The sequence below is a fragment of the Sphingobacterium sp. xlx-96 genome, assembly GCF_011007365.1.
In the GTDB taxonomy this organism is placed as follows: Bacteria; Bacteroidota; Bacteroidia; order Sphingobacteriales; family Sphingobacteriaceae; genus Sphingobacterium; species Sphingobacterium luzhongxinii.
In genome coordinates this window covers 54,292-71,826 of record NZ_WFKM01000013.1, presented here as the reverse complement: position 1 = coordinate 71,826, position 17,535 = coordinate 54,292, and the positions used below count along the sequence as shown (strand labels likewise).

Here is a 17,535-nt window from a genome sequence, read left to right as displayed (position 1 = left end):
TATTAAAACAGGTCTAAATCAGCGTTAAAATTTTTGTCCCAAATATAATTATCCCAATAAACAGGGCGACGATAGCTGCTGTAAGAACCGCAGCAGCGGCTAAATCCTTTACTTTCTTGATCACTGTTCTTTTTTCAGGGGAGACAAAATTGGCAAGATATTCAATCGCTGTATTTATCAACTCGGAGCTTATTACCATTGCTATAGCCAACAAAATGGCAATCCACTCAAATGTATTGAGATCAAACAAAAACCCTAAAATCAGGGCTAAAATCGCAGATACAAGATGAACTTTGGCATTAAACTCTTCTTTAAATAGAATTTTGAACCCATTAAGAGCATACTTAAAACTATCTATTCTTTTCTTGAACTCCGACATAGCAGTACATTTAGGCAGAAGGATACAAATCGTCAAATAAGTTCTTATACTTTTCCAAAATCACCTTTCGCTTCATTTTGAGAGTCGGCGTTAGCTCACCACTTTCTATGGTAAACTCTTCCGTCAAAATTATAGGCTTCTTAATCTGTTCCCAATTTCCAAAATGTTGATTGGCAACCCGAATTTCACTATTTATTTTCTTCAAAACAACCTCTTGCTTAAGGAACTGCTCTCTCGACATCTTCACTATATCTGGCGCATTTTTTCGGCTCCATTCTAATAGATTAGAATAATTTGGAACAATGTACGCTGATGCAAATTTTTGTCCATCACCAATTACCATTGCCTGTTCAATAAAGGGCGATTCTACAAGTCGCTTCTCGATAGGCTGAGGGATCACGTACTTGCCTCCAGATATCTTGAACATCTCCTTTTTTCGATCAATAATCTTGATAAAGCGATCCTCCTCAAGAACAGCAATATCTCCCGTATGTAACCAACCATCGACAATGGTCTTATTGGTCTCCTCTGGATCTTTGTAATATCCCATCATCACATTAGGCCCTTTGACCAGTATTTCACCATCTGAGGCCAACCTGACCTCAACATACTTTACCGGAAGTCCGACTGTGCCTATTCGAACTCCGTTGATGTAATGATTCACTGCGATAAGGGGAGATGCTTCGGTCATTCCATACCCTTCATAGATCGGAATACCTGCTGCTAGAAACATGCGGGCAAGTTTATTATGTAAAGATGCAGACCCCGACGCAACTGTTATAAGATGTCCGCCTAATGCTTCATACCATTTATTTAAAACTAGCTTTCGGGCTAAAGATAACTTAAAATTATAAAGTGCACTTCGCTTAGCTGGGTTCGGATCGTAGCTATCAGCAACATCTACAGCCCACTCAAAGACTTTGCGCTTCAATCCTGAAAGTTCGTGCCCCGTCTTCATTATCTTCTCGTAAACCTTTTCCAATATACGTGGTACTGCGGTCATAATATGAGGCTTCACCTCGCCTATATTTTGTCCTATCTTTTCTAAGGATTCTGCGATATGAATCGTGATTCCTATATACATATAGGTATAAATAACCATCCGCTCGTAGGCATGACAAGGAGGGAGAAAGGTAAGTCCGCGATCAAAAGCCTGACAAGGGGTGATATCTCTAGCCGACAAGACATTGAAAATAATGTTATCGTGGGACAACATCACACCTTTGGGTTTTCCTGTGGTGCCTGAAGTATAAATCAAAGTCACTAAATCCGTTGATAGAACATTATTTCGGCAAGTATTCAAAATATTAATATCTTTATCCAATCCCAAATTTTTTAACTCAGACCAGTTTCTGACATCTGGAGATTCAGCCATACAAAAGATATACTTTAAGCTATAAATCCCGGATTTTAGATTGCTAATACGGTTATATAACGTCTTATTCCCTACAACACAAAGCTTTACCTCGGCATCATTGAATATATATTGATAATCTGTATCGGTAATATTTGGATACATAGCTACGACGACTGCGCCTATCTGCTGTATGGCAAAATCCATTATGTGCCATTCGACGCTACTATCCGCAATCAGTCCTACTTTTTCACCAGCTACAACTCCTAGTTCCAACAATCCCAACGACAAATTATCCACTTGGTCCAAAAACTCTTGGGTACTAAGATAATGCCACTGACCATCTAGTTTAGACCCAAACATACGTAAATTAGGATATAACTCAATCTGACGCCTTGCCAAATCAAATAGTCTTAAATTCTGTTTTTCTATCATACATTAAATAGCATATTCGCAAGAAACAAAATACTAATGTGAATTGATCTTATTCTTGTGAAGCAAAGTTAACAAATAGACAGCTTCTCAAATAATAATGAAATAAAAACATTTTTAATTTATTTTAATAATCAGCTAACTGATTTTGATTTAATTTATATTTTTACTGTTTCGTAATCAAATATTAAATCTATGGACTTTTTAAATGGCATAAATGCCCTAACTTTAATTTTCGTTTCACTACTCCTATTTGCTATAGCCTATCGTTTTTACGGTGTTTTCATGGCAAACAAAGTATTACGTTTAAACAGCAAAAACATTACTCCGGCTCACGAATTTGCTGATGGTCAGGACTATGTATCTACGAATAGGAATGTGTTATTTGGGCATCATTTCGCTGCTATAGCAGCAGCCGGCCCTCTAGTTGGACCTGTTTTAGCCGCTCAGTTTGGCTACTTACCAGGTACACTTTGGATCTTGATAGGTTGCGTGTTAGCAGGAGGCGTACATGATATGATTGTGCTTTTTGCTTCGGTGAGACACAAGGGGGAGAGTTTAGCCTCCATAGCTTACAAAGAAATTGGTAAAACAACAGGTACGATCACGGGAATAGCTGTACTATTCATCCTGATATTAACACTTGCAGGTCTCTCTTTAGCTTGCATAAGCGCAATGCATGAGGCATCGTGGTCGCTATTTACTGTAATCATCACCATGCCAATTGCTATATTAATGGGCTTGATTATGAGATATCGTAATAATTCGGTAACTCTAGCGAGCATAATTGGTGGACTATTACTTATTGTAGGTATAATTGGGGGACATAACTTGATGCAATATGATACTATCAGCAATTTATTTCATTGGAATATTAATACCATATCGATAGCTATCGCCATATACGGATTTCTCGCTTCTGTACTCCCAATGTGGTTATTATTAGTGCCAAGGGATTATCTATCCACCTACCTAAAAATCGGAACGATATTAATGCTTGCGATAGGAATTGTGTTCGTACAGCCCACTGTACAGATGCCTGCTGTCACGGAGTTTGTATTTGGCGGGGGGCCAATTATAGGCGGCCCGGTATTACCCTTTATTTTTATTGTAATTGCCTGTGGAGCTATATCAGGCTTTCATGCAGTTATTGCCACCGGGACTACCCCGAAAATGCTAGCAAATGAAAGAGAAATTCTATTTGTAGGCTATGGCGCAATGCTTGTTGAAGGTTTTGTCGCGCTGATGGCTCTTATCGCAGCGTGTACCCTGATGCCGGGGGATTACTTTGCAATAAACACACCTATAGCTGCTTACGAGGACTTTATAGCAAAGCACCCTGAATTAATTACAGTAGATCTGAATCATTTTATGGAAAAAATTGGTGTAGATCTACATGGCCGAACAGGGGGAGCTGTATCACTAGCGGTAGGTATGGCACATATTTTTGACAATATCCCATTTATGGACGATGTAATGGCCTATTGGTACAATTTTGCAATTATGTTTGAAGCTGTATTTATTCTGACGGCAATAGATGCAGGCACCCGCGTTGGACGTTTCTTTCTTCAAGAAATGTTGGGTAATGTGGTTCCACAATTTAAGGATAAGAATTGGATACCCGGAATCCTTATCAGCAGTTTTTTATTCACTTTCGCTTGGGGATATCTGGTGTACACAGGAAACGTAAGTAGTATCTGGCCTTTATTTGGGATAAGTAACCAACTTTTGGCAGCATGTGGACTTATAGTGTGTACTACAATGCTTCTACGCATGGACAGGGGGAGGTACGCATTATGCACAGCGATCCCTGGAATATTTATGGCAATTATTACGTTCTGGGCCGGATATGAGCAAGTTTTTAACACATACATACCCAATAGGCAATACTAACTGGCTTCATTGGCTGTATTTGCAATGATTCTGATGTCAATTGTTTTCGTTGGTGCATTTATAAAATGGTACAAATTACTTAATATGTCCGCTAATTATATCGACTTTTATAATGAAAAAGTAAAAGAGATTGTTAACAGATAAAAGGAAAAGCCCAATAATATCGCACATATTATTGGGCTTTAGGAAGTATATTGTAATTATAAGTGATTAATAAAAAATCTTTTACAATCTAATATTAGTCTATCAAAACTTGTGCCAAAGACAAATAACTTAATTAGACCACAATAAAATCCCACAAAATGAGATCATATGTGGCAAAACCTCTACCTATTTACAATTCACGCTATAAATTTCCATACGTAGGAAAGCTCGGATCAACAATGCGTTTCCACGTTTGATTTTTTTTGATGTAAGCAAATACGTAGGGACAGTAAGGCATTAACTTTCGCCCATCCTGTTCGATAAACGTTAAGGTTTTCTCGACCAGGATAGCTGCTGCACCTGTCCCTTTTAATTCAGGAGCGGCTTCAGTATGTATTAGTGCAATCCTTTCTCTAGTTTCTTTGAAATCAATAAATGCTAAATGACCATTAACTTCAATTTCAAAGCGATGATCTAAATCATTTTTTACCAACGGAGTCTGCTCTATTTCTGATTTCATGGCGTTTACTTATTTAATACATACCAAAATTACGACAACACGATACTACAATAGTTAAGGTATATTAAGAAAAAAATCTCTATTTTTTACCGATCCTATATAGTTTCCCTCCATCTGTAATCGTGTACAATGCTTCATCAGCTCCTTGAACAATATCGCGGAATCGTTGACCTTCTCTACTGAGCAACCTTTCTTCCCCAATCACTTTATTGTCTCTAATCACGAGTCGTGCAATATGCATACTACTTAATCCAGTTATAAATAGATTGTTTTTCCATTCAGGAATTGCAGATCCTGTATAAAAAGTTATTCCAGAAGGCGATAACACAGGGTCCCAATAATAAACAGGTTGTTCCATGCCTTCTTTTTGTTGGATAGGAGGAGTACCGATTTGCTTACCCGAATACTCAATGCCATAGGTAATGTCTGGCCACCCATAGTTTTTGCCGGCTTCTACGCGGTTGAGTTCGTCACCACCTCTAGGTCCAAACTCTGTTTCCCATAAATCCCCAGTCTCCGGATGAAAAGCGATACCCTGTGGATTACGGTGTCCATAAGAATATATCTCTGGGATAGCAGCGGTATTTCCTTCAAATGGATTATTTGCAACAGGTTTTCCATCGTTGGTGATCCGCACAATCTTACCGAGACTAGTTTTTAAATCCTGTGCCATAGGGCGCGTTTTCAAATCAGACCGCTCTCCGGTCGTGACAAAAAGATTTCCATTTTTATCGAAAATAATTCGTCCTCCGTAATGAAGATTACCTTTAAAGACCGGGCCTGCACGATAGATGACGACTGCATTTTCTATAGCTTTATAATCGTTAGCCAACCGCCCTTTGGCTACTGCTGTCTGATTTCCTGCAGAAGACGGCTCAGCAAAGGTCCAGTACACCATACGGTTGGTCGCAAACTGTGGATCTAAAGCAACGCCTAACAAACCTCCTTGTCCGCCAGTGTCAACCTTTGGCAAACCGGTGATAGCTTCACTCAATTTACCCTGCTTATCTACTATACGCATATTCCCTTCCTTTTCTGTGACAAGGAATCGTCCGTCTGGTAAAACAACAATCCCCCAAGGAGATTTCAATCCCTCGGCGATAACTCTGCCTTCAAAGGGGGTATTTGTTTTTACGCCCGGCACTCTTGTCTGCCCCACAAAGGCAGGCTTGTAGTCGGCGTTTGCCTTTTGAGTTTCAACAGGGGCTAAGGTGCTGTCTGCTGCGTTATCAACATTTTCGTTTGCTGTACCATTATTACAACTTATGCCTACCAAAGTTGATGAAAGCAAGGCTAGTGAAAGAATACTTTTCATATGTATATAATTACTTAATGAGCTTGCAAGCTCTGTTTGTTTCTTGTAATCACAAACGAAATGAATACTACTGTACATCGTTTGTAGACGAACGATTATTTCAGCACAATAATTTCCTTATGCTTTAATAACTGCCTATAGGTAAGTGCGTCACACATACCTTGGAAATCTTTATGATGCGGAGCGGGCAACAGTACTTTAATCTCTCTATTTTTTATTGGAATAAAATAAAGTGCACCCTGCGTCTCTGATTTCTCATTGACAATCATCGTGTATTTCTCAACAGGTCGGTCCAGCATATTTGCTTGCTGTAGATTATTGACAATTGTATCTAACATCCGTATTATTTACTTCCTTTTTCTTCGTGGAAAACTAGTATCGGTGTGTTCGAATGAAACGCGAACTTATTGGATAGACTAGAATTGATTAATCTATCGAAGAAATTTCTATTCCGTTTGACAATAGCTAAAAGATCAATGTTATTCTCTTTCAGAAAACTATTAACGGTGTTTTCAATACTTTCTTTCTTCTCTAAAAAGACAAAATCTAGTTTCTTACCTTGAAATTTCTTACTCCAGTCTTCTCCATAAAATAAAGCGTTACTTGGGTTACTGGTATCTTCCATCACATGGGTACAATAAACTTCTGCCTCAAATAGCGCTGCCATATCAACAACTTCTTCTAAAGCTGCAACATCTTTCTCCTGGAACAACGTAGTAAAAGCTATTTTCTTTATAGGGGAATATTTTGCTCCTGCTGGTATAGCTAAGACTGGCTGCCGTATATTTTGTATAACCGCTACTGTATTGGTACCTACAAACTTTTCTGTTAAGCCAGAAGCGCCATATGTCCCCATAACTACCAACCGTATCTCTTCTGTTTTCACGACTTTCCTGACGCTACTGACAACAGTACCTTCCTCAAACAGAAACACTAATCTACTGCTATCCAAACCATTTTTTTCTGCCAGTTCGTGAAGTGCAGGGGCCTGCTTTTTGAAATAATCAAACTTAGATAACTCAACTTGTTGATATACATCGGCCAACATCTCTGGCTGTCCTGCGTGAGTGGCAGACAATACCGGTGTAACATAAGAATACAGCACAAATAATTTAGCATCAAGCTGATTTGCAAGACGCATAGCATATAAGAACGCATTATTTGCTACATCTGAAAAATCCGTGGGAAAAAGTATATGTTTCATCTCAGTAAATTGTTTGAGTCTATAACGACATGACTTCATCAGAATGTTCTATAAAGATGATTTTGCCGCCTTTTTTATTTTAAAATTAAGCAAAAAGAAACAAAGACTCAAGAGCTAAGATAAATATACATGGAAACATTTATTTTGCTGTAGCGATCTTCTTTTTATATTCGTTTTCTATCGAAAAGGGAATTTTAAGTAGAATGAAGACTTTATGATTGGTATTATTGGGAATAAATTACATAAATTAGATAACTGAACACCAGATAAGTCTTACGTGAATATATTGCCAAAATATTTCCAAAAGAGAACACCTTTAACGCTAAAGTCCGCTTTGGAGGAATGTGTATTGGCCGATACCGAACGAAGCAAGTCTTATATCTACAAAAAGTTTTATGGGTATTTAATGGCTGTGGCTCTACGTTATGTTAAAGAAGAAATGGAGGCCGAGGACGTGGTCAATGAGTCATTTGTAAAAATATTTAGAAAAGTCAAGGATTTTTCTTTTGACAGTGATGAGCAGGTCATTGAGAAGACATTTAAAGCTTGGATGGCACGCGTAACAGTGAACACATCGATTGATAAAATCAGGGCCAAGAAGGAAACTTATGCTTTGGACGATGTACATGACGGGGAACTCTTACATCATGCAGTAAATTTATCTACGAGACTGGAAGAAAATGATATATTGAACTTGTTGTATGAACTTCCAGAAATCCAACGCTCTATATTCAACCTTTATGAAATTGAAGGGTATTCGCATGAAGAAATCAGTCAATTATTGAATATACCGGAAAGTACTTCAAGAACTTATTTGACACGAGCTAAAGCCAGATTAAGAAAACTTTATACAGATCAATTTTCTGTATTGGACAATATAAATCATTCTTAAAATTAGACAGAATGAAAACTGAGAAAGAAATAATCGATGAAATTGTAAATCGGCTTAAGTCACAACCTGAGCGTGCATATAGACCCGGCGCTTGGGAAGGCTTTAACGATCAATATGGTAATCGTGCGAAAAAAATCCAGCAGATATCACGTTGGGCTGCGAGTGTCGCTGCTTGTCTGTTAATTGGAATAGGATCGGTATACTATATCAGCGACACTACAAAACCGACCGTCTCCAGAGAAAGTGAAGTTGCCTCGACGAGACAAACACCGATCGACGAGTATAATGTAGCCCCGTTAAATACTCCGATGCACAAGGAAGGTTATCATACCGCGCCGTTAGCTGAGAAAGGAAACACAGCTAATGCCGCCGATAACGCTATTGGAAATAAAATAGTATCTTCCGATAAAAATAGTACTGTAGACAGATTTTTAGCTCTCTCCGTTGTATCTGATGTAATCCGGAACATCAATGCACGAATTAATATTTCGTCTAATGAGCTCAATCCATTAAGCGATGATAATAGAAAATATTCATCTATTGGTACAGATCCAGTGTATCCGCATTCCATTAATAGGGATCAACTTGCCCTAGCAACATCATCTAACCCTAATTCTGACTTAAAGATTCGTGAGGTCGAAAATATAACACAAAATAAACGGGTTCGATTTGGCGATAAATTTGACTTGGCCTTGTTTGTATCTCCATACTCGACCGGAGATAAAATGAATGTTGGGGGAGGACTTACATTCGCCTATAATCTTACAAATAAACTTAGTGTTCGCACGGGAGCTTCATACAATTCCTATGAAATGGGTATGCTAAAAAACCCTACCGAACCAAATAGTTATGAAGCTGTTATAGTAAACAACAACTCTGATGCAAGTAAAAATATGGCTGGTTTGGCAGCACCGCAAAGTAGCAGAATGATCATCCCTAATATAAATGCGGTAACTGGTATTGTTCAGTCTGTCGATGTGCCTATTGAAATGAAGTATAATGTAGGTAGATCGCTGTATGCTGTAGCGGGAGTTTCCTATTCGGCCATCATAGGACAAGAAAGGAATGCGCACTATGTAGAAAATGTCAATACGGAAACATTTTCTCACGGATTTCCGGAAAATGAAAAACAGATTCAAACGGCAGTAAAGGCTGTCACTAAGACAGTAAAGTCTGCAGAAAAAAATGTTTCAACAGATGGTTTCAATGGTTTTGTTAACTTTTCGATAGGTAAAAAAGTTAACGTCAACAACAGATTTGGTGTATCTATAGAGCCTTATCTAAAAATTCCAATCGGCGAGTACCGGAGAGCTGATATGGACTATACCAATGGGGGGATCCGTATTATGACTAACTTTTAGTTTTTTAGAGTTGATCTATCCGAACCCAAGACATCCCTGCTGCCATGGCTCCTTGTACACCCGGATCGCCATCCTCGAAAACCAAGCATTCTTCTTCTGGTACGCCCAGTAGTTGTACACAACGTGAAAATGGATCAGGAAAAGGCTTTCCTCTTTCTGTCTCTCCTGCACATACCATCACTTCGTATTTGTCGGATAGACCAATTACTTGTAAGGTGATTGCTAGGGTAGAGCGGCTACCTCCAGAAACGATACCTATTCTTTTATGCCCGACATTATCCAATAAAACCTGACAAACAAACTTGATCGGCTGTGTTTGATAAACAAATCTATCAATGAAAATAGCAGATTTCCGCTTAGAGAACTCAATCGGATCTAAAGTGACTTGATATCGCTTGGAGATCTCCTGCGCAACTGCTACTGTAGGCCAACCTGCTGTCTCATCAATCAATGTGTCGTCTATATTAAGACCGTATTCCAAAGCGGCCTCAACATAAGCGGCTTTATGAGCCCAAATGTTATTGGCTAGCGTGCCGTCAACATCAAAAATCAATGTACTAAAAGGTTGTGCTAGCTTTGTTAACCTATTGTACTTCTCTAATTCTAATTCGTTCATCTTATTGATCTTGATTTCACTAAAAAAGTCTCCGGATATCAAAGAGAATGGATCTACATCCTATCTCATTTTCAAAACGAAGACTTTTAAGTATACCTCTTACGGAGATAAATATATTTGATTTTACTTTTGTAAGCTCTTTCTACGTTGCTTTTCTTTTATAATAAGGCTAAGCTCCCGTCCTGTTTGGCCAGCTGCGGAACTATTCTCTTGTGCTCTTCTAAAGAGATAGGGCATAACAGATTTTACGGGTCCGTAAGGCATATATTTTGCGACATTGTAATTTGCAGCCCCTAAATTGAAAGATAGATTATCTGACATTCCTAAGAGTTGAGCAAAAAATACGTGAGGATGATTATGGGGAATATTACGTCGATCCATTTCTTTAGCCAACAACATACTACTTACATCATTATGTGTACCGGCCATTAGTCCAATCTTCTCCAAATTATCTATACAGAACAAGATTGCATCGTTGTAATCTGTATCACTTGATGATTTTGTCGGCTGAATAGGGGAGGGATATTTTTTTTCAGCTGCACGTTCGCGTTCAATTTCCATATAGGCTCCTCTAACAATTTTAGCTCCTAAGTAAAAATTCTGAACTTGTGCGTATGAAAAATCTGCTTTCAACGACGCTAGCTTATCATGTCGGTACAATTGATAGGTATTGTAAACAATAGGTTTTTGTTTGTTATACTTCTCCATCATTTCTCGGGCGATATCGTCTATTGTGTCTTGGATCCAAGAATGTTCAGCATCGATAAGAACCCTGATATCAGCTTCATAACAGGCTTTACAGATTTCGTCAAAACGATCCACAAGACGGGCAAACTCCTGTGTTTCTTCCGGACTTAGCTTTTCTTTGGCGTCCACTTTCGCCAACAAATCAAATCGCCCAACACCAGTAGGCTTAAAAACACAGAAGGAGATTAATTTATTAGTTTTGGCAAACTCTACAGTAGCCAAAACCTCATCCCGACAGGCATCAAAGCTTTCTTCGGAATCTTCACCTTCTACGGAATAATCTAAGATAGTAGTTACGTTCCGTTTACCTAGGTCTTCTATAGCTTTAGAACATCCCTTTATCGTTTCACCTCCGCAAAATTGCTTATAAATTGTATTACGTATGATACCTTGAATAGGCAACCCTATACTGAGCGAAAAATTAGTAATTGGGGTTCCGATCTTAATAAGCGTACTTGACGCAACCATTTTAAATAACCAATAGGCTCTTTCAAGATCTTTATCTGTCTTGTTACGAAACGCAATCTCTGTGTTATCGAAATTCAATATAGTTGAGCTTTCTTGTGTAATCATTTTATTTTATTTTTTCTTTACAAAAGTAAGTAATTAATGATTACTTTTTTTGCAAAAAGATTATTTTAGCCGATATTAAATTACTTTTGCATATGCAAACATTCACATTAGAGGGAGAATTTATTCCAATGATTCAATTATTAAAAGCCTTAAACTGGGTCGAACATGGGGGCATGGCACAACGTGTGGTAGAGGAAGGGCTTGTAAAATATAACGGCGAAGTAGACTTAAGAAAAAGACTTAAAGTACGCAAAGGAGATGTCATCGAATTTGAGGATTTAAAGGTCCAAGTTGTTTAAAATACGTATATTTACTACTTGATTTCAAAGAGCATGCAAACCATCGATAGTTTAGGATATAAAGTTTATTTTGAAGAGAATTTAAAGACATTAGAATCTTTTATTTCACAGGGAGCTTATTCACAGGTTTTAATTTTTGTAGATAGAAATACAAATGATCATTGTCTCCCTTTATTGCAATCTCTGTTGCCAGATCTTGTTGATTATGATATTATTGAAATTGACCCTGGCGAAGAGAACAAAAACATTGATTTTTGCATCGGTGTATGGAAAACTATGCTTGATTTCGGGGCAGATCGCAAGGCCTTAATGATAAATCTAGGTGGAGGTGTTGTTACTGATATGGGCGGGTTCGCGGCTTCTACTTATAAAAGAGGTATTGATTTTGTTCATATTCCAACCACGCTATTAGCACAAGTGGATGCCTCTGTAGGTGGCAAAACGGGTATCGATATGGATAACGTAAAAAATATTATTGGTACTTTTACCCAACCGAAGGCAGTATTTATTAATCCCAGATTCTTAGAGACATTGGATCAAAGACAGTTGATTTCAGGCTTTGCAGAGGTGATAAAACATGGGTTAATCCAAGACCGTGACTTATATGAAAAATGCAAACTAATGGATATTTCAAAAATAGGTCCGGAAGTTATCCACCGGTCGGTTGAAATTAAGAACAATGTTATCATTGAAGACCCGAAAGAACAGGGGCTTCGTAAAATTCTAAATTTTGGACACACCATCGGTCACGCTATAGAAGGTTATTCATTACTTCATGACAACAATCCCTTACTACATGGTGAAGCTATCGCGATCGGTATGATCTGTGAAGCTTGGCTATCGAAAAGGTACAGTGGATTGTCAGAGGTGGACTTGAAGGATATAACGCAGGAATTTCTTCGCCGATATACGCCTTATTCCTTTGACAAGAGTATTTACACCGAACTGATGGTGTTGATGAAAAATGACAAGAAGAATGAAGATGGTAAAATAGGCTTTGCGCTGTTAGAAAAGATAGGTAGCGCTACCTATAATGTATTTGTAACTGAAGATGATATCAAATTAGCTCTAGGTTACTATTTGAGTATTAGTAAATAAAAGAATTTGAAAAACTTAAGCTTCTTTCTTGTTATTCTTCTCGTTTTGACAAAGGTCGACTCTTTTGCTCAACAAGCTAAAAAAGTACTAATTTTCAGCAAAACAACAGGATTTAGACATAGTAGTATCCCTAAAGGGGTACGTGTAGTGACTGGTCTTTTGGCAGATCAAGGAATTAAATCTTTTCATACCGAGGATGCTGCTTTTTTTTGTCCAGATAGTCTACACAATTATGATGCTGTACTATTCTTGAGTACCACTGGCGATATTTTCACGGAGGAGCAAAAAAATGCCTTTCAAAACTTTATACGAGCTGGAAAAGGCTACGTGGGAATACACGCTGCCTCAGATACAGAGTTCAACTGGCCTTGGTACGGTCAACTTGTGGGCGGATATTTTTCAAGCCACCCAAATGTACAAGAAGCTAAGATTGATGTTAAGAATCAGAAGCACCCTTCAACGGCACATCTACAAAGCGTATGGTTTCATAAAGACGAATGGTACGACTTTAAAAATGTCAAAAAGGGATTAAATATACTAATGACACTGGACGAAGATTCCTACAAGGGAGGAAAAATGGGAAAATTTCATCCTATTGCCTGGTTTCAGGAGTTTGACGGAGGCCGATCCTTTTACACAGGACTAGGCCATACAGAAGAATCTTTTGATTCCCCAAACTTTCAAAAGCACATTGTAGGTGGGGTTAAATATGTTTTAAAAATTAACTAATATTACACCTAATTAATCGGTTTTTCATGCATAGGACTATAACTGTAGCGTTAGCTATTGTGATCGACCAAAAAGGAGATCTTTTAGCTCTTCGAAAAAAAAGCGCTCCATATTTTACACTTCCGGGAGGGAAAATAGCCTCAGGAGAAACTCCTCTTCAGGCGCTGACAAGAGAGTTAAAAGAAGAACTTAACCTTACACTGACCGCGGCTAATTTTGAGTTCTTAGGGATGCATAAAACTATTGCGGCTAATGAAGCAAACACTTCTGTAGAGGGGCATATTTTTCTCCTGAGAACGTCAATTTCCCAAACTCTCTATCCCTACAACGAAATAGAGGAGATTGCTTGGCTATCCAAATTAAATTACAAAAACTATAAACTTGCCCATTTATTGTCAGAGTTTGCTTTACCAAAATGGTTAAATGGCCTATTTTATTAGTACCCTAATGTCCCAAAGGACTATTTACTAAGCTTTCAGCCTCTTCTAAGACCTGTTTTTCTCTCTTTTGTCCTATAGTTATAATCTGCAAAAACTTAGGGTCCCTAATAATATCTTTAACGAGAATACACTGTGCTTTTAACAACCTCGCTTTGTCCTGTTCATTTAGTGAAGTCAAACAAGTAATAGGATACTCGCCATTGCTATCTACTCTTGACTTTAGGCTATTACTTTTCGGGTAATCCCAAGACAACAGATTCATACCGTGATACTCGCCAAACTTTATCGAATCTGTTGTTAAGTAAGCATTGGTGACAAGCCATCCACCGGATATTTTTAACGATTTATTGAAAAAAGTATAGATAATATCGGATATATCCTTTACCCTAGACATAAAGTACATCGGTGTCGTAACAGATATCTTTGCGTCTACATCATTCCGGAACTTACATTCAATTGCTAAAAGGTCATCCCCTTTACAGGCGACCACATCGATTTCATGGCTGACAGCATGCCCTTGTATAGTTTGACCCGTTATAGCTTGATACCCCTCTTCTTGAAATATCCTGGCGATCCACTTTTCAAAATAGAATCCTTCAGGCCCTAAATCACGAAGAGCTTTCTTTAAGCTGTAGCGGGCCGCATAAGTGTCTCTACAGGCCTTTAAGTAATCAAAGGCTAATTCATACAGCTCCCGCGTAGAGATACCGTCGTAAAGTTTGCTTCGAATACTATTAAATACACCTTCAACTTCTTCTGGACTAGCGCCCGATCGTGACAAAGAATATCTTAAGCTTTCCGGTTTAAAGGGGACGAGTTCGCCTGAATGTTTCTTTACTTGCATTACCTGATTTACGATTAAAAATACCTTTTCAATATACAATTTATTACCTGTCCTAAAAAACATATTATCAAATAGATTGTTGTATAAACGAAACTAAAACGATAAGAATATGCTATTGAACTATGCGTTGGAGAAGATAAAACAAAAAGTTGACGAGGATTGTATAGACAGAAATCTGGGGACTTCCGAAAGGATACTGTCTGTCGTAGCGGGCGGATTTATACTAGGGATAGGGATAAGACAGATTATTAAACGGCCTCTTGCAGCCTTTACCGGGATCTCACTCGGAGGTGCGCTGATGTATCGAGGGATTACGGGACATTGTACCATTAAAACGGCTATTGATAAAATCACTAACGAAGAAGACAAAGTAACGGTCATAGAGCATCGCTATTTCGTCAAATAACATTAGTAGTGCAATAAAATCAAACTACATATTTTATTGTTTTTTTATCTTTGTAACCTATGAAACTTAAAAATGTAGTTGTCTTAACTGGTGCAGGTATCTCAGCAGAAAGTGGCCTACAAACATTCAGAGGAAATGACGGACTTTGGGAAGGGTATCATATCGAAGAAGTAGCTACGCCAGAAGCATGGAGAATGAATCCTGAGCTGGTGCAACGATTCTATAACGAAAGAAGAAAAAAATGTATTGAGGCTCACCCCAATGCTGCACATTTTGCATTGGTAGAGTTGGAGAAGTATGCTGATGTATCTATAATAACACAAAACATAGATGACTTACACGAGAGGGCTGGTAGTAAAAGTATTGGTTATAGGAACTTCCCTGCAAGTTTATCCAGCTGCCAATTTAGTTTATGAAGCGGACTCGGATTGCCAAATCATTGTTGTTGATCCGCATATACCCCCAATAAATAGAAATCGGAAAAACATGTGTTTTTTTGAAGAGAAAGCATCTGTAGCCCTACCCCGAATAGTTACAAATTTCGGAAAAAAAAATTCTTTTTATAAATAATAAAGGAGAGCCGATGCCCCCCTTTATTCTATTGACACACAAATTAATATGTTAATAATATCTATTATAAGTTTCGTTAAAACTCAATCTCATCGTAGAGAAGTTTTCAAGAACTTTATTTATAAAACGCTCATCTAAAATTTCAAATATACCATTGACCCCGTTTAAAACATCTGCTTCTGCTATCTTATAGGACTGTTCTAGATTTCCTTGTTCAAATTTTATTATAAATTTCTGATTCATGCCGAAGATCGAAATTTTACAGTCTGGATGTGGTAGCTCTGCTAATACCCTCATTTTATTTTGATTTGTATAAGCTCGCAAAGTAAGGAAAATCCTTTTAAATGCCTAAATATTAAAGTCGATTACAATCTATAAAACTCCTTGAGACTTCATTGATTCCGCAACTTTTATAAACCCACCGATATTTGCACCTTTTAAATAGTTAATATAGCCTCCTTCTTCTTTTCCATAACGAACACATGCTTTATGAATATTTTCCATAATTGCCTTCAATCTGCCATCAACTTTACTTGAAGGCCATTGCTGTCCGATAGAATTTTGTGACATCTCCAGGCCTGAAACGGCTACACCACCTGCATTGGCAGCCTTACCTGGAGCGAAGAATACTTTAGCTTTTAAGAACACTTTGACAGCCTCCGCAGTAGATGGCATATTGGCTCCTTCGGCCACGCATTTGCACCCATTTTTAATAAGCCTCTTGGCATCATCTTCGTTCAGTTCATTCTGTGTGGCGCAGGGGAGGGCAATATCACATTTAAATTGCCAAGGCTTCTCTCCAGGATGAAATGTTGCTACTTTATATCTCTTTGTATATTTGTGCAATTCTCGTCCTAAACTACCAATGTAGGACAATTTCTCTAAAGTGAAGCCTTCTTTATCATACAAAGTACCAGAGCTATTTGATAAGGTGATTACCTTTGCACCTAAAGCGATTGCTTTCTCAGCAGCGAAATGGGCTACATTCCCAGCTCCAGAAATAGTGATAATCTTGCCTTCAATATCTTCATTTATAAAATCATATATACATTCTACAAAATATAAAAGTCCATAACCCGTGGCCTCTGGTCGAATATATGAGCCACCCCAATGAACACCTTTACCGGTAAGAACTCCAGTAAAATTATTCTGTATCCGCTTATATTGACCAAAAAGATATCCGATTTCTCTAGAGCCAACGCCGATATCTCCAGCGGGAACATCTGTCTCAGCCCCAATATGGCGATATAGCTCTGTCATAAAAGACTGACAAAATCTCATGATTTCATTATCGGACTTACCCTTAGGATCAAAGTCGGAACCACCTTTACCACCACCAATTGGTAGACCTGTAAGTGAATTTTTGAATACCTGCTCAAACGCTAAAAACTTAAGGATACTTAAATTAACATTTGGAGCAAAACGCAAACCTCCCTTGTACGGCCCTATAGCGCTATTCATCTGAACTCTATAACCTCTATTAACTTGAATCTGGTTTGCATCATCTAGCCAAGCTACCCGAAAAGATACAACTCGTTCGGGTTCAGTTAAACGTTCCAAAATTTTCAATTCTTCGAACTCGGGATGATGTTCGTTAATATACGGTATAAGATCCTCAACCACTTCAACTACAGCTTGTAAAAACTCCGGCTCGTTTGGATTCCGATCTTTTACGTGTTTTATAAAATTCTTAAGGTTTAGCATTATTATTATAAATAT

General features: G+C 38.1%; 20 protein-coding genes. 9 read left to right on the top strand and 11 right to left on the bottom strand.

What is annotated here, in order from left to right:
• Window positions 1-13: 13 nt before the first annotated feature.
• Together G7B20_RS16375 and G7B20_RS16370 are read right to left on the bottom strand one after the other, a co-directional pair.
• Window positions 14-379, bottom strand: a complete 366-nt coding sequence (locus G7B20_RS16375; RefSeq protein WP_164112506.1) for a diacylglycerol kinase family protein — start codon at window positions 377-379, stop codon at window positions 14-16.
• Window positions 380-389: 10 nt separating this feature from the next.
• A complete protein-coding gene (locus G7B20_RS16370; RefSeq protein ID WP_164112505.1) occupies window positions 390-2,168 on the bottom strand; it encodes an AMP-dependent synthetase/ligase in 1,779 nt (592 codons plus the stop codon).
• A 192-nt stretch (window positions 2,169-2,360) separates the two neighbouring features.
• Between G7B20_RS16370 and G7B20_RS16365 the strand changes: the two genes are divergently transcribed.
• Window positions 2,361-4,058 (top strand): carbon starvation protein A, encoded by a 1,698-nt coding sequence (locus G7B20_RS16365; RefSeq protein ID WP_240466029.1) that lies wholly within the window; start codon window positions 2,361-2,363, stop codon window positions 4,056-4,058.
• Between the two features lie 346 nt (window positions 4,059-4,404).
• On the opposite strand, the gene G7B20_RS16360 is transcribed toward G7B20_RS16365, so the two are convergent.
• The 4 genes from G7B20_RS16360 to G7B20_RS16345 form a co-directional block, all read right to left on the bottom strand.
• On the bottom strand, window positions 4,405-4,722 hold the full coding sequence (locus G7B20_RS16360) for a GNAT family N-acetyltransferase (RefSeq protein ID WP_164112504.1): 318 nt from the start codon (window positions 4,720-4,722) through the stop codon (window positions 4,405-4,407).
• 79 nt (window positions 4,723-4,801) lie between these two features.
• Window positions 4,802-6,037, bottom strand: a complete 1,236-nt coding sequence (locus G7B20_RS16355; protein WP_164112503.1) for a PQQ-dependent sugar dehydrogenase — start codon at window positions 6,035-6,037, stop codon at window positions 4,802-4,804.
• A 95-nt stretch (window positions 6,038-6,132) separates the two neighbouring features.
• On the bottom strand, window positions 6,133-6,375 hold the full coding sequence (locus G7B20_RS16350) for a hypothetical protein (RefSeq protein ID WP_164112502.1): 243 nt from the start codon (window positions 6,373-6,375) through the stop codon (window positions 6,133-6,135).
• Between the two features lie 5 nt (window positions 6,376-6,380).
• Window positions 6,381-7,241 (bottom strand): universal stress protein, encoded by an 861-nt coding sequence (locus G7B20_RS16345; protein WP_164112501.1) that lies wholly within the window; start codon window positions 7,239-7,241, stop codon window positions 6,381-6,383.
• Window positions 7,242-7,518: 277 nt separating this feature from the next.
• Here G7B20_RS16345 and G7B20_RS16340 point away from each other — a divergent pair, with 277 nt between their 5' ends.
• Both G7B20_RS16340 and G7B20_RS16335 read left to right on the top strand, forming a co-directional pair.
• Complete coding sequence (locus G7B20_RS16340; RefSeq protein WP_164112500.1) at window positions 7,519-8,133, top strand: RNA polymerase sigma factor; 615 nt, start codon at window positions 7,519-7,521, stop codon at window positions 8,131-8,133.
• An 11-nt stretch (window positions 8,134-8,144) separates the two neighbouring features.
• The gene (locus G7B20_RS16335) at window positions 8,145-9,494 is read left to right on the top strand and encodes an outer membrane beta-barrel protein (RefSeq protein WP_164112499.1); all 1,350 of its coding nucleotides are present in this window, start codon (window positions 8,145-8,147) and stop codon (window positions 9,492-9,494) included.
• Window positions 9,495-9,498: 4 nt separating this feature from the next.
• Here the strand turns inward: G7B20_RS16335 and G7B20_RS16330 are convergent, their stop codons facing one another.
• Both G7B20_RS16330 and G7B20_RS16325 read right to left on the bottom strand, forming a co-directional pair.
• Window positions 9,499-10,110 carry an HAD family hydrolase gene (locus G7B20_RS16330; protein WP_164112498.1) on the bottom strand — a complete coding sequence of 204 codons (612 nt, stop codon included), beginning with the start codon at window positions 10,108-10,110 and terminating at the stop codon, window positions 9,499-9,501.
• A gap of 123 nt (window positions 10,111-10,233) precedes the next feature.
• Window positions 10,234-11,430, bottom strand: a complete 1,197-nt coding sequence (locus G7B20_RS16325) for a proline dehydrogenase family protein (RefSeq protein WP_164112497.1) — start codon at window positions 11,428-11,430, stop codon at window positions 10,234-10,236.
• 92 nt (window positions 11,431-11,522) lie between these two features.
• On the opposite strand from G7B20_RS16325, the gene G7B20_RS16320 reads away from it, so the two are divergent.
• The 4 genes from G7B20_RS16320 to G7B20_RS16305 are packed head-to-tail and all read left to right on the top strand — an operon-like array spanning window position 11,523 to window position 13,996.
• Window positions 11,523-11,729 carry an RNA-binding S4 domain-containing protein gene (locus tag G7B20_RS16320; RefSeq protein ID WP_164112496.1) on the top strand — a complete coding sequence of 69 codons (207 nt, stop codon included), beginning with the start codon at window positions 11,523-11,525 and terminating at the stop codon, window positions 11,727-11,729.
• Window positions 11,730-11,762: 33 nt separating this feature from the next.
• Window positions 11,763-12,827 carry a 3-dehydroquinate synthase gene (gene aroB, locus G7B20_RS16315; RefSeq protein ID WP_164112495.1) on the top strand — a complete coding sequence of 355 codons (1,065 nt, stop codon included), beginning with the start codon at window positions 11,763-11,765 and terminating at the stop codon, window positions 12,825-12,827.
• Window positions 12,828-12,833: 6 nt separating this feature from the next.
• On the top strand, window positions 12,834-13,556 hold the full coding sequence (locus tag G7B20_RS16310; RefSeq protein WP_164112494.1) for a ThuA domain-containing protein: 723 nt from the start codon (window positions 12,834-12,836) through the stop codon (window positions 13,554-13,556).
• A gap of 26 nt (window positions 13,557-13,582) precedes the next feature.
• On the top strand, window positions 13,583-13,996 hold the full coding sequence (locus tag G7B20_RS16305; protein ID WP_164112493.1) for an NUDIX hydrolase: 414 nt from the start codon (window positions 13,583-13,585) through the stop codon (window positions 13,994-13,996).
• Window positions 13,997-14,000: 4 nt separating this feature from the next.
• On the opposite strand, the gene G7B20_RS16300 is transcribed toward G7B20_RS16305, so the two are convergent.
• Window positions 14,001-14,840, bottom strand: coding sequence for an ATP cone domain-containing protein (locus G7B20_RS16300; protein WP_164112492.1), 840 nt, complete (start codon window positions 14,838-14,840; stop codon window positions 14,001-14,003).
• A 109-nt stretch (window positions 14,841-14,949) separates the two neighbouring features.
• Between G7B20_RS16300 and G7B20_RS16295 the strand changes: the two genes are divergently transcribed.
• Window positions 14,950-15,246, top strand: coding sequence for a DUF2892 domain-containing protein (locus tag G7B20_RS16295; RefSeq protein WP_164112491.1), 297 nt, complete (start codon window positions 14,950-14,952; stop codon window positions 15,244-15,246).
• Between the two features lie 59 nt (window positions 15,247-15,305).
• Window positions 15,306-15,662 carry a Sir2 family NAD-dependent protein deacetylase gene (locus tag G7B20_RS16290; RefSeq protein WP_317166241.1) on the top strand — a complete coding sequence of 119 codons (357 nt, stop codon included), beginning with the start codon at window positions 15,306-15,308 and terminating at the stop codon, window positions 15,660-15,662.
• Window positions 15,663-15,867: 205 nt separating this feature from the next.
• Here G7B20_RS16290 and G7B20_RS16285 read toward each other — a convergent pair whose 3' ends face one another.
• A complete protein-coding gene (locus G7B20_RS16285; protein ID WP_164112490.1) occupies window positions 15,868-16,113 on the bottom strand; it encodes a hypothetical protein in 246 nt (81 codons plus the stop codon).
• Window positions 16,114-16,188: 75 nt separating this feature from the next.
• Entirely contained in the window at window positions 16,189-17,520 is a 1,332-nt protein-coding gene (gene gdhA / locus G7B20_RS16280; RefSeq protein WP_164112489.1) for an NADP-specific glutamate dehydrogenase, read from the bottom strand.
• Window positions 17,521-17,535 lie beyond the last annotated feature (15 nt).